Source organism: Sphingomonas sp. P3_C6 (genome assembly GCF_056402595.1).
In genome coordinates this window covers 555,657-568,520 of sequence record NZ_JBFUHB010000001.1, presented here as the reverse complement: position 1 = coordinate 568,520, position 12,864 = coordinate 555,657, and the positions used below count along the sequence as shown (strand labels likewise).

11 protein-coding genes are annotated in these 12,864 nt (G+C 65.8%); 7 read left to right on the top strand and 4 right to left on the bottom strand.

Translation table 11 applies throughout. The features are described from left to right. Positions 1-106 precede the first annotated feature (106 nt). The 5 genes from AC1DT7_RS02750 to AC1DT7_RS02730 all read left to right on the top strand — a co-directional run bounded on the left by AC1DT7_RS02750 (position 107) and on the right by AC1DT7_RS02730 (position 5,765). Positions 107-487 carry a hypothetical protein gene (locus AC1DT7_RS02750; RefSeq protein ID WP_478034046.1) on the top strand — a complete coding sequence of 127 codons (381 nt, stop codon included), beginning with the start codon at positions 107-109 and terminating at the stop codon, positions 485-487. A 10-nt stretch (positions 488-497) separates the two neighbouring features. Next, positions 498-2,147 carry a sulfatase-like hydrolase/transferase gene (locus AC1DT7_RS02745; RefSeq protein ID WP_478034044.1) on the top strand — a complete coding sequence of 550 codons (1,650 nt, stop codon included), beginning with the start codon at positions 498-500 and terminating at the stop codon, positions 2,145-2,147. Continuing rightward, the gene (locus AC1DT7_RS02740) at positions 2,147-2,734 is read left to right on the top strand and encodes a TetR/AcrR family transcriptional regulator (RefSeq protein ID WP_478034043.1); all 588 of its coding nucleotides are present in this window, start codon (positions 2,147-2,149) and stop codon (positions 2,732-2,734) included. The genes AC1DT7_RS02745 and AC1DT7_RS02740 overlap by 1 nt, the downstream gene beginning before the upstream one ends. Positions 2,735-2,741: 7 nt before the next feature. Further along, entirely contained in the window at positions 2,742-3,479 is a 738-nt protein-coding gene (locus AC1DT7_RS02735; protein ID WP_478034041.1) for a phosphatase PAP2 family protein, read from the top strand. A gap of 129 nt (positions 3,480-3,608) precedes the next feature. Continuing rightward, on the top strand, positions 3,609-5,765 hold the full coding sequence (locus tag AC1DT7_RS02730) for a TonB-dependent receptor (RefSeq protein WP_478034039.1): 2,157 nt from the start codon (positions 3,609-3,611) through the stop codon (positions 5,763-5,765). Positions 5,766-5,940: 175 nt separating this feature from the next. On the opposite strand, the gene aqpZ is transcribed toward AC1DT7_RS02730, so the two are convergent. Then, the gene (gene aqpZ, locus AC1DT7_RS02725; protein WP_478034037.1) at positions 5,941-6,675 is read right to left on the bottom strand and encodes an aquaporin Z; all 735 of its coding nucleotides are present in this window, start codon (positions 6,673-6,675) and stop codon (positions 5,941-5,943) included. Between the two features lie 66 nt (positions 6,676-6,741). Beyond that, the gene (locus AC1DT7_RS02720; RefSeq protein ID WP_478034035.1) at positions 6,742-7,752 is read right to left on the bottom strand and encodes an L-threonylcarbamoyladenylate synthase; all 1,011 of its coding nucleotides are present in this window, start codon (positions 7,750-7,752) and stop codon (positions 6,742-6,744) included. A gap of 43 nt (positions 7,753-7,795) precedes the next feature. On the opposite strand from AC1DT7_RS02720, the gene AC1DT7_RS02715 reads away from it, so the two are divergent. After that, positions 7,796-9,520, top strand: coding sequence for an acyl-CoA dehydrogenase (locus AC1DT7_RS02715; protein WP_478034034.1), 1,725 nt, complete (start codon positions 7,796-7,798; stop codon positions 9,518-9,520). A gap of 122 nt (positions 9,521-9,642) precedes the next feature. Here AC1DT7_RS02715 and AC1DT7_RS02710 read toward each other — a convergent pair whose 3' ends face one another. Next, a complete protein-coding gene (locus tag AC1DT7_RS02710; protein ID WP_478034032.1) occupies positions 9,643-9,999 on the bottom strand; it encodes a GntR family transcriptional regulator in 357 nt (118 codons plus the stop codon). A 36-nt stretch (positions 10,000-10,035) separates the two neighbouring features. After that, entirely contained in the window at positions 10,036-10,611 is a 576-nt protein-coding gene (locus tag AC1DT7_RS02705) for a nitroreductase family protein (RefSeq protein ID WP_478034030.1), read from the bottom strand. 114 nt (positions 10,612-10,725) lie between these two features. On the opposite strand from AC1DT7_RS02705, the gene AC1DT7_RS02700 reads away from it, so the two are divergent. Continuing rightward, a complete protein-coding gene (locus AC1DT7_RS02700; RefSeq protein WP_478034029.1) occupies positions 10,726-12,738 on the top strand; it encodes a peptide MFS transporter in 2,013 nt (670 codons plus the stop codon). The last annotated feature ends 126 nt before the right edge of the window (positions 12,739-12,864 follow it).

Here is a 12,864-nt window from a genome sequence, read left to right as displayed (position 1 = left end):
TGTCTCTCCCGATCGGGAAGATGCGCCGATGAAGTGGCATTATCAATGCCAAATCTTGCAAAGGCCCCGCACAGTGATAGCATGCGGCAAAACAGGAGAGATGGTCATGCGGACGGCGATTCGTGGTGCGATCGCGCTGGTCGGGGTGTTCAACCTCGCGATCGGCCTCGCCTTTCTGGTCGCGCCCGCCCGGCTCGGCGTCCAGTTCTTCCTGCTGCCGGCCGGCATCCAGGGGCTGGCGACGATGCGGGCCGATTTCACCGCCTTTTTCGTGACCGGCGGCACCTTCGCTCTCCTGGGCGCCTGGCGCGGACGGGCCGAGCCGCTGACCGTGCCGCTGCTGCTGCTCGCCATCGCCTTGCTCGGGCGCTGCGTCGGCATCGCGGTGGATGGCGCCTCGCCGACCGCCTATGAACCGATGATCGCCGAGGCCGTGATGATCGCAGTCCTGCTCGCGGGGCGCCGCATCCTCTCCCTCCCGCGCTGAGGATCGACCGATGAAGACCTGGCTGAAAATCCTGCTCGGAACGGTCGCACTGCTGCTGGTCGGCGGGTATCTCGCCAGGGATTATGTGCTGCTCCACCTCGCCGGATGGATGTCGCCGCACGTCTATCCCAACCGGCCGGTCGCCTGGCAGAAGGGGCCGGCGACACCGCAGGTGCCGGCGAACAAGCGTCCGCCCAACATCGTCCTGATCGTCGCCGACGATCTCGGCTATAACGACATCAGCTTCAATGGCGGCGGCGTGGCCGGCGGCCTGCTCAAGACGCCCAATATCGACGCGCTCGGCCGGGGCGGGGTCAGCTTCGCCGACGGCTATGCCGGCAATGCTACCTGCGCGCCGTCCCGCGCCGCGCTGATGACCGGGCGCTATCCGACCCGCTTCGGCTTCGAGTTCACGCCGACCGATACCCGTTTCGCGCGCACGATCGCCGGCTTTCCGACGACATGGGCGCATCGCACCATCTTCGACGAGGATGCCGCACGGAACGACCCGCCGGCCGACGACAAGGGCGTGCCGGGATCGGAACTGACCATCGCCGAGCTGATGCGCGGCAGGGGCTATCACACGCTGCATCTCGGCAAATGGCATCTCGGCGGCGCCAAGGGCATGCGGCCCGAGGACCAGGGTTTCGACGAGAGCCTGGGCTTCATCATCGGCGCGCAGATGTTCCTGCCGGAGAACGACCCGAACGTCGTCAATTCGAAGCAGGATTTCGACCCGATCGACAAATATATCTGGGCGAACCTGCCGTTCAGCGTCCAGTATAACGGCAGCGCGCCGTTCCGCCCCAACCGCTACATGACCGATTACCTGACCGACCAGGCGATCGACACGATCCAGGCCAACCGCAACCGGCCCTTCTTCCTGTACCTCGCCTATAACGCGCCGCACACGCCGCTCCAGGCGCTGAAGGCCGATTACGACGCGCTGCCGCAGATCGCCGACCACCGCACCCGGGTCTATGCGGCGATGATCCGCGCGCTCGATCGCGGTGTCGGGCGGGTGACCGCCGAGCTCAAGGCGCAGGGGCTGGACGAGAACACGCTGGTCATCTTCACCAGCGACAATGGCGGCGCGCATTATATCGGCCTGCCCGACATCAACCGGCCCTATCGCGGCTGGAAAGCGACCTTTTTCGAGGGCGGGATGAAGGTGCCGTTCTTCATGCGCTGGCCGGCGCAGATCAAGCCGGGCACGCGCATCACCGGGCCGGTGAGCCATTTCGACATCTTCGCCACCGCCGGCAAGGCGGCGGGCATCGCCATGCCGCGCGACCGCGCCGTCGACGGCGTCGACCTCCTGCCCTTCGTCGAGGGCCAGAAAACGGGCAACCCGCACCAGACATTGTTCTGGCGCGACGGTGCCTATCGCGTGGTGCGCGACGGCGACTGGAAACTGCAGATGCTCGACCTGCCGCACAAGGCGCTGCTGTTCGATCTGCGCACCGACCCGACCGAGCAGCGCGACGTTTCGGGCCTGCAACCCGCCATCGTCGCCCGCTTGCAGGCATTGCTGGCAAAACATGATAAAGAGAGCGTCAAGCCTGCATGGCCATCGCTGATCCGGTCTCCGATCGCTATCGATAGACCGCTGGGCACCAAATCCAAACCGGGTGAGGCCTATATCTATTGGGCGAATTGATGGCTGAAGACGAGGTACGTTCCGCCGACGGGCGCAGGAGGCGGTCGGAATCGAGCCGCGACAAGATCGTCGAGGCGATGCTGGCGCTCGTCGCCGAGGGGAAGATCACCCCGAGCGCCGAGCAGGTCGCCGGCCGCGCCGCGGTAGGCCTGCGCAGCGTGTTCCGTCATTTCAAGGACATGGAGAGCCTGTATGCCGCCATGACCGCCAGGCTGGCACGCAATTACGAGATGTGGCTCGTCCCGTACAAATCGGATGACTGGCGCGAACAATTGTCCGAGACGACCGACCGGCGGCTGAGCACCTATGAGAAGCTGATGCCGTTCAAGCGTGCGGCCGACGCGCACCGGCACGAATCGGCGACGATCCAGGCCGAACATGCCCGGACCCTCGCCTTCATGCGCGCCAAGCTGAAATCGGTCCTGCCCAAGGAGATCGCCGACGACATGCTGGCCTTCGAGGCGATCGACCTGTTGCTGAGCTTCGAGACATGGCAGCGGCTGCGCATGGACCAGAAGCTGTCGGTGCGAAAAGCGGATGCGGTGGTGCGCGCGCAGGTTGATCGGCTGGCCCAACCGCGCCAGTGATGGGCGGGTGACCCCAGACGCCCCTTCCGCAGACCATTCCGGGCAGATCCCCGACGATATCCGCCATCCACCCTGGCTGATGATCGGTGCGGGCGCGGTTGCCCTGGCGGTGCTGATCCTCGGCCTGATCGGCACGCTGATCGATCGCGGGATCCAGTTCGATTTCGATCGCAACCTGCTGCTCGCGATGCGCCACGGCACGATGCACGGTGCGCCGATCGGGCCCTTCTGGCTGAAACAGGCGATGATCGACGTGACGGCGCTGGGCGGCGAGACCGGGCTGGTGATCCTCGTGACGATCATCGCCGGGTTCCTGGCAGTGCAACGCCACTGGCTGACCATGGCGCTGGTACTCGGCGGGACCATCTCCGGATCGATTGCCGTTGCGATAGCCAAGGCCCTGATCGGTCGCGCCCGCCCCGAACTGACCGATCATCTCGTCCAGGTAACCTCCGCCAGCTTCCCGAGCGGCCATGCGGCGAACAGCGCGATCATCTATCTCACCATCGCCTCGCTGATCGTGCAGATCGTCGAGGAACGACGCGCCCGCATCTATATCCTGATCGTCGCCGCGCTGCTCGTCACCGCGATCGGTTGCAGCCGGGTCTATCTCGGCGTGCATTGGCCGAGCGACGTGATTGCCGGATGGAGCTTCGGCACACTCTGGGCGCTCGCCTGGTGGGCGCTCGGTGCCTGGCTACGCCTCAGGCGTGCCGGCGCATCGACCATCTTCGCAGACGCGTAACGCCACGACCTGGCAACGCAGCAATGACAGCAGTTCGGCGATGAGGCGTGCACGGGCGACGGCGAACAGTTATTGATACCTTGTAACATGGCATATACTGCACTGCACAATGCCCCGTCGGAGTGTGCCATGACGTTGAAGATCGCCCTGCTTGCGGGATCCGCCCTGATGATCGCGAGCCCGGCGCTTGCGCAGGATGCAGCGTCGGCGCCGGTACGGGATTCCGCCCCTGTCGCCGACCAGGGCCATGACGTGATCGTCACCGCGCCTTTCCGCCAGAGCGAGACCGACGTTCTCTCGGGCACGTCAGTGGTCAGCGGCGAGGAACTGACCCGCAACCTGAAGCCGACGATCGGCGAGACACTGGCCAGGCAGCCCGGCGTTTCGGCGACCTCGTTCGGCCCGAGCGCGTCGCGCCCGATCCTGCGCGGCTTCCAGGGCGAGCGCGTGCGCGTGCTGACCGACGGCATCGGATCGATCGATGTCTCCAACACCTCGGTCGACCACGCGGTGATCATCGATCCGCTGCTGTCGGAGCGAATCGAGGTGCTGCGCGGCCCCTCCGCCTTGTTGTTCGGCTCCTCGGCGGTCGGCGGCGTGGTCAACGTCATCGATACGCGTATTCCCCGCGCCATTCCGGCCAGGGGCTATCGCCTCGACGGCATCGCGACCTATGGCTCGGCGGCGAACGAGCGGTCCGGGGGCCTTGCCGGCGATGTGGCGTTCGGCGAGCACCTCGTGCTGCATGCCGACGGCTCATATTCCAAGAGCGGCGACCTCAGGATCGGCGGCTATGCGCTGACCGACCAGCGCCGCCACGAAGCGATCGCGACCAGCAAGCTGCCGGCGGCCCCGCCCGCACCCGGCGAGGATCCGATCGACTATGCCGCGAATGCCGCGATTCGCGGCACCCTGCCCAATTCGGCAGCGGAGACCTGGACGGCGGGTGTCGGCGCCTCGATCATCACCGACACGGGCAGCCTGGGCGTATCGTACAGCCATTATGACAGCCTGTACGGCGTGCCGATCCGCTATGCGACGCTCCCCGATCAGGGCCAGGAGGCGCCGCGCCTCGACATCGTGCAGAACCGCTTCGACCTGCGCGCCGAGGTCAATACCGGCGGCGGCTTCCTCGACAAGATCCGCCTGCGCGCCGGCCATGCCACCTATCGCCATTTCGAGCTCGAGCCGGACGGCGCGATCGGCACCGCGTTCTACAATAACGGCACCGAGGCCCGGATCGAGCTGGTCCAGGCCAAGAAGGGTGCATGGGTCGGCGCGTCGGGCGTGCAATATTTCAACCGCGTGTTCGACGTGGTCGGCGACGAGGCGTTCCTGCCCAAGAACGAGACCAACCAGACCGGCCTCTTCACCTTGCAGCAGCTCGACATGGGCACGTTCAAGGCCGAGGCGGGCCTGCGCTACGAGCTGTCCGACGTCGCGGCGCGCACGCCACTCGGCGACGAGCGCTTCTTTGCCGGGCAACGGCACTTCGAAGCGCTGTCGGGATCGATCGGCGCGTCCTACGGGATCAGCGACGCGGTCCGCATCGGCCTGAACCTGTCGCGCACGGAACGCGCGCCTTCCGCCGAGGAGCTGTTCGCCAACGGCGCCCATGCAGGCACTCAGGCCTATGAGCTCGGCAATCCCGATTTCAGGCTGGAGAAGAGCTGGGGCCTAGAAGGCACGCTGCACGCGCATGGCAATGGCTTCAGCTTCGACGCGTCGGCCTATTACAACCGCTTCACCAACTATATCGCCGACATTCAGGTCGCGCAGGCGGTGTGCGAAGCCGCGGCCGCGCCGAGCGGGCGCACCGTCGAGTTTCCGTGCTTCCAGTCGCAGCAGACCGATGCGACCTATTATGGCGTGGAGGCCGAGGCGTCGGTGCTGCTTGGGCAGATCGGCGGCTACAAGATCAATGCCGATGTGCTGGGCGACTATGTCCATGCCTCGATCGTCGACCAGGGGCCGCTGCCGCGCATCCCGCCGGCGCGCGTGCTTGGCGGCGTCGAGGCGCAGGGCGACACGCTCAACGGCCGGCTCGAGGTTGAGCATGTGTTCGACCAGAACCGGATCGCGGCGTTCGAGACGCCGACCGACGGCTATACGATGGTCAATGCCTCGCTGGGGATCAAACCGTTCGGCCAGGCCAACAAGACGATGCTGATGATCAGCGCCAACAACCTGTTCGACGTCAATGCGCGCCGTGCGGCGAGCTTCCTCAAGGATTTCGCACCGCTCGCCGGCCGCGACATCCGCGCGACGCTGAAGTTCAACCTTTAATCCAATTGTCTCGCGCTCCCGCGATCCTATTGGGAGGGCGAAGGCCAGTCGAACCCCTATTGCCTGGCCGCGATCCCACTGAAGAAGCTGCGCAAGAGCTTTGCCAACCGGTCGAAGACCGGGGTGGCGGCGTAAGCTCCGAACGCCCTCCCCTTCAGGGAAGGGCGTTTCAGGATCAGAGCGCTTCGCCTTCGATCGGCGGCTTCTTCGACGCATCGGCACCGAGCGTCTTGTAGGCGAGGCCGCCGAGCAGCCCGCCAACGATCGGCGCGAGCCAGAACCACCAGAGCTGCTGCAGCGCCAGCCCGCCGACGACCAGCGCCGGGCCGGTGCTTCGCGCAGGGTTCACCGAGGTGTTGGTGACCGGGATGCTGATCAGGTGGATCAGGGTCAGCGCAAGGCCGATCGCGATCGGGGCGAAGCCGGCGGGTGCGCGGGTGTCGGTCGATCCCATGATCACCAGCAGAAAGAAGAAGGTCAGCACCGCCTCGATCGTCAGGCCGGCGACCAGCGAATAATGGCCGGGCGACAGCGATTCGAGCCCGTTCACTGCCATCCCGTTGGCCGGCAGCGTAAAGCCCGGCGCGCCGCTGGCGATGAAATAGAGGAGATAGGCGGCAACCGTCGCGCCGAGGACCTGGGCGATGACGTAGAGCGGGATGTCCTTGCCCGAGAAGCGCCCGCCGGCCCACAGGCCGAAGGTGACCGCCGGGTTGAGGTGGCAACCCGAGATATGGCCGATCGAATAGGCCATGGTCAGCACGGTCAGGCCGAAGGCGAGCGACACGCCGACAAAACCGATGCCGAGTTCCGGAAAACCCGCCGCCAGCACCGCGCTGCCGCACCCGCCAAATACCAGCCAGAAGGTACCGAGAAACTCCGCGAGCCCCCGCTGCGTGTTCGTCACCATGGTTTCCTCTTTCTTTACCGAGTCGTTGGAGGTGACGTTAGCGGCCGTTACGGAGACGTAAAGAGGTCAGTCGCGGTACGCCGCCCGCCTGAGCCGGTCGTTGATCGCCACGCCGAGGCCTGTTTGCGGGACGGGCGCGACGGCGATGCGCGGTTTTGTCGAGGAATCGGCACGATGCAGGGCGGAAAACAGCGCCGCCGCGGCTTCGGTCAGGTCGCCCGCCGCCGACAATGTGTCGTCGCCGGAGATAGAACCGAACCCGATCGACCACTCGTCGGGGGCGGGTGCACTGGCATTGATGCGCAGGGGTTTGGAGGGGGCGTAGTGGCTGTCGAGCTGGCCGGGCGCTGTCACTACTCTGCTCCCCCGCGAAGGCCGCGGCCCAGTATCGGAGAGACCGGTATCGGAGGGAGCCGCAACTGGGCCCCGGCCTTCGCCGGGGAGCAGGTCGGAGATGGCTTCCGCCGTAATCGGGCCCGGGCGCAGCACCTGCACGCCGTTGCCCGTCATCACGATCGTCGACTCCAGCCCCGCCTCGGTCGCGCCATCGTCGACGATCAACGCTATCCGCCCGCCCAGGCTCGCCAGCACATGCGCCGCCCGCGTGGGGCTGATCGAACCGCTGGCATTGGCCGACGGTGCGGCGAGAGGTTTGCCCGTCGCCTCCAGTAGCGCCCGCATCGCGCGGTGCGCCGGGACGCGGATCGCGATGGTATCGAGCCCCGCCGTGACCAGCGACGCAATCCCGGTGTCAGGCCGGAGCGGCAGCACGAGGGTCAGCGGCCCGGGCCAGAAAGCATCAGCCAGGTTGCTCGCCGCCGCGTCGAACGTCGCAATCTTCTCGGCCGCCGCGCGATCGAGCACATGAACGATCAACGGGTTGAAGCTCGGCCGGCCCTTGGCGGCGTAGATACCCGCCACGGCACGCGAATCGGTCGCGTCGGCGGCGAGGCCGTAGACCGTTTCGGTCGGAATCGCGACCGGATCGCCCGCCGCGATGACGGCGGCGGCTTCGGCGATTGCGGCCTCGCCGTAGGGTAAGGTGCGCGTTAGGGCGGGTGGGTTTGGCGGGCTCATCGTGCGGCGCTATAGCGCGGCCGATTGCAGGAAGAGAAATGTCATGAGTTTCACCGCCCCCACCGCCGACCAGCGCTTCGTCCTCGATCATGTCGTCGGCATCGGCACGATTGCCGACTCCGAGCGTTTCGCCGCCGCGACCGAGGACGTCGTCGAGGCGGTGCTCGAGGGCATCGGCGATTTCGCGGCCGGCGAATGGGCGCCCCTGTTGCGCGACGGCGATACGGTCGGCGCGAAATGGACACCCGACGGCGTCGTGATGCCCGATGGCTTCGGCAAGGCGTATCGCGACTATGTCGAGGGCGGTTGGGGCACGATCGGCGTGCCCGAGGCCTTTGGCGGCCAGGGGCTGCCCTTCGCGATCCAGACCGCGGTGCTCGACACACTCGGCGCGGCGAACATGGGCCTGGCGCTCGCGCCGACGCTGACGGTCGGCGCGATCGAGGCCCTGATCCATCACGGGTCGCCCGAGCAGCAGGCGCTGTACCTGCCGCATCTCGCAACCGGCGCCTGGACCGGCACGATGAACCTGACCGAGCCCCAGGCCGGATCCGACGTCGGCGCGCTGCGTACCCAGGCAAAGCCACGTGGCGACGGCACCTGGAGCATCAAGGGGACCAAGATCTTCATCTCGTTCGGCGACCATGACATGGCGCCCAACATCGTCCATCTCGTGCTCGCCCGCACGCCCGACGCGCCGCCGGGCACCAAGGGCATCTCGCTGTTCCTGGTGCCCAAATACCGGCTCGATGCGGACGGCAATCCTGGCGAACCGAACGATGTCCGCGTCGTTTCGATCGAGCACAAGATGGGGCTTCATGCCTCGCCCACCTGCGTGCTGAGTTTCGGCGACAATGACGATTGTATCGGCGAGCTGATCGGCGAGGAGCTTGGCGGCATCCGGGCGATGTTCACCATGATGAACAATGCCCGGCTCAATGTCGGGCTGCAGGGCGCCCAGGTTGCCGAGCGCGCGACCCAGGCCGCAGTCGCCTATGCCCGCGATCGAATCCAGTCGGCCCGCGCCGGGTCGCCGAGCCGCGAGAGCGTCGCGATCATCGAGCATCCCGATGTCCGCCGCATGCTGATGCGGATGAAGGCGCAGACCCAGGCCGCCCGCGCCCTGGTCTATTACGCCGCCGCCCATGTCGACCGTGCCACGATCGGCGAGGCGGGCGCGCAGGAACGGCTCGACCTGCTCACCCCGCTTGCCAAGGCGCATGGCACCGACATCGGCTGCGAGGTCAGCTCGATCGGCGTGCAGGTGCATGGCGGCATGGGCTATATAGAGGAGACGGGTGCCGCCCAGTTCTTCCGCGATGCGCGAATCACCCCGATCTATGAGGGTACCAACGGTATCCAGGCGGCCGATCTGGTCGGGCGCAAGCTTGGCCTCGATAATGGCGGCGTGTTCGCCCGGCTGATCGCCGACATGCGCGCCGAGGCGAAGGATGCAGGGCTGGTCGCGCTGATCGATGCGTGTGACGCAATCGGCCGCGACCTGATGAGCCGGGACGCCGACGACAGGCTGGCGGCGAGTTATCCGTTCCTCACCATGCTCTCGACGGCAGCGTGCGGCTGGCTGATGGAAAAGCAGGGTCGCGCTGCCGCAGGCGGATCGGGCGATCCGGCGTTCCTCGCGATGAAGGTCGCGAGCGTGCGCTTCTATATCGAGCAGATCGTGCCCGAGGCGATGGGTCTGAAGGCAGCGGCGATGGCCAAGGCGGATGTGCTGTATTCGGTGCCGGCGGACGCGTTCGCGGCCTGACGTTTCTCGTCATGCCGGACCTGTTCCGGCATCCATCGTCCAGCGAGCGATGCGATCGGTAATGAAGCGCTGCGCTTGCAGAGCGACGACCCCCGGAACACGTCCGGGGCGACCATCCGGGCTTACGCCTCTTCGCGCTCCAGCAGTTCCTCGGTGTTCAGGCCGAGCAGCGTGATGTGCGCCCGAATGCGCGGCCAGCTTTCGCGAATGAAATGATCGCGCTCGGCAGCGCGGAGCTTTTCGGCTGCGCCGGGCAGGACGAACATGCCCACGCCGCGGCGGACCTCGACATAGCCGTCGTCCTGGAAGCTCTGATAGGCCTTGGCCACCGTCAGCGGGTTGGCGCCATGCTCGGCCGCGAGCGCGCGGACCGAAGGAAGCTGATCACCGGCGCGATATTCTCCGCGCAGGATCGCGGCTGAAATCGTGCCGCGCAGCTTGATGTAAACGGGGCTGTCTTCGCTGTTCAACGCTGTCATGGTGCAATAATACAGCAATTACCCCCCGAGTCCATACTATGTCCAATATCGAACAATTTTGTCCGATTCCGGACGCGGACGCTCCTCCAGGGGCTTTGATGGCGTGCCAATGAACACGAATCCGACGATTTTTTCGGGCGCAGCCCCGAAAGCATCGCGCACCGCTTCGTTATAAGCCGGCCATCCGGTGAGCCATCCGCCGGCGAATCCGGACGCGTGAACCGCATGGAGCAGATTCATGCAGGCCGCCCCAGCGGACAGCTCCTGCTCCCACAGCGGGATATGGCTTTCGACCTTGGGTGAGGACAGGATGACGATAAGCGTAGGCGCCTGGCGGGCGAACTGCTCGAGCGCTTCGATCTCGAGCCGCGCGGCCTGAGGACGCTCGGCGCGATAGGCGCTGATGATGACCTCAGCCAGCACATCGCGGCGATCGGACGGGACCACGACGAAGCGCCACGGGGCGAGCTTGCCGTGATCGGGCGTGCGCGCCGCGATCTCCAATATCTGCGCAAGCTGGGCCTCGTCCGGCCCGGGCGCCACAAGATCGCGGGGCTTGCCCGAGCGGCGGGTGGAAAGGAGCGCGAGCGGGCTGCTGGTGTCGTTGAACATGACCGCCATCTAGGGGCTGGGCGCGCGTATTTACACCCCGGCGTATGCCGCTAGGTTCGCTCCATCAGCACCGCCGCTTTCGACGGCGGGAAGTTATTGAGGGAGCTAACGAAAATGGTGGACACCCCGACCGCGGACAGCCCGCGAGAGCCGGATATCACCCATGTGAACCCGGCAAGCGACGCCGTCTGGTTCGGCCATCCGCCGCAGCTCAAGCGGCTGTTCACCACCGAGATGTGGGAACGCTTCGGCTATTACGGCATGCGGGCGATCCTGACGCTCTATCTCGCCAATCATTTCCTGTTCAACGACCAGACCTCGACCGGCATCTATGGCGGCTTCACCGCCCTGGTTTACCTGACCCCGCTGATCGGCGGCCTGATCGCCGACCAGTATCTCGGGTCCAAGCGCACCGTGAAGTTCGGCGCAATCATGATGGCGGTCGGCTATTTCACGCTCTGCTTCGGCGGCAATGGCGCCACGCCCTTCGCGACGATCGATGGCCAGCGCTATGAGGTGGTGGTCGAGGGCAAGGGCGATGCGGGCAAGCAGTTCCTGATCGACAAGGATCAGAAGCTGCAGATCCGCGGCAATGACGACAAGAGCGTCTCGCTGCTGGCGACGGACGGGCATGAGGTGCGCAAGATCGCACCGAACGGCTTCAAGTCGGACGGCGAGCGCTCGCCCTTCTTCGTCTTCATCATGCTGCTCGGCCTGTCGCTCGTCACCGTGGGCAACGGCTTCTTCAAGCCGAACATCTCGACCATGGTAGGTGAGCTTTATGCCAGCGGAGACCGGCGGCGCGATGCCGGGTTCACGATGTTCTATATGGGCATCAACCTCGGTTCGCTGATTTCGCAATTCTTCTGCCCGATCCTCGCCGAGGGCGTCGGCTGGTGGGCCGGCTTCGGCCTCGCCGCGATCGGCATGACCTGTTCCTGGCTGCTGTTCCAGTTCGATGGCGGCCGGCTTGTCGGCTATGGCGAACGCCCGGCCGACGCGCCGACCAACCGCGACTGGTGGATCTATGGCGGCGCGCTAGTGACCGTGCCGCTCGTCATCTTCCTGTTCTGGAACCTGATGAACTATGTCGCGCCGCCGGAAGGATCGGGCGTGATCGGGTATGTCATGAACCTGCCGATCATGGGCAAGGCACTGTTCGGCACCTTCCTGCTCGGCGTGCCGGCCATTCTGATCTGGTCCTTCGCCAAGGGAAGCAAGGCCGAGTTCCAGATGATGATGGCGGCGATGGTGCTGATCATCTTCAACGTGGTGTTCTGGACCCTGTTCGAGCAGGCCGGATCCTCCCTGACCCTGTTTGCCGCGCGCAACACCGTGCTCGAGATCGGCTGGACCGCGCCGCTGTTCGCGATGTTCCAGGCGACACCCATCACCTATTATCTGTTCTTTGCCGCAGTGATCGGCGGGGTTTCCTGGCTCGGCTTCTGGTTCTTCGCCTCGGGCGAGCAGGCGGAGACGCGGCGCATCCTGGCCATCGGTTTCGCCGTCGTTGCGGTGGCCGGCCTGATCGGCATGCATGTCGCACGGACCCACGGGTTCGGCAGCGAGGCCGTCTATGTGATGCCGGCCGGGCAGACCCAGATCTTCAACGCGTTGTTCATCGYCATCTTCGCGCCGATCTTCAGCGTGTTGTGGAATGCCCTGGCGCGCCGCGGGCTGGAACCGTCGATCCCGATCAAGTTCGCCATCGCGCTCATGGGCGTTGGCGCCGGCTTCCTGTTCCTCGTCTGGGGCAGCCAGTTCGTCGGCAGCGACTTCAAGGTCGGCATGGCGTGGCTCGCCGGCCTGTACCTGATCCATTCGATCGCCGAACTCTGCATCTCGCCGGTCGGGCTTTCGATGATCACCAAATTGTCGATCGCGCGGATCGTCGGCATGATGATGGGCGTGTGGTTCCTGTCGATCTCCGTCGCGCAATATGTCGCGGGCGCAGTGGCGCAGGTGGCCAGCGTCGAGACGGTCGGCGGACAGGTGACCAATCTGAAGGTCAGCCTGGAGACCTATACCGGCGTGTTCACGACGATCTCCTATATCGCGATCGGGCTCGGGCTGCTCCTGCTGCTCCTGTCCTGGCCGCTGAAGAAGTGGATGCACGGGGTCACCTGACGGCTGCCCCCTTCCCTCCCTCGCCTTGCGAGGGAGGGATCAGGCCTCGATTCAACCGATCGCCCGGTTGCGCACGCTGGAACCGGATGGGACGCAAGCGCGCCCTGTCCGGCTCTTTGACATGGT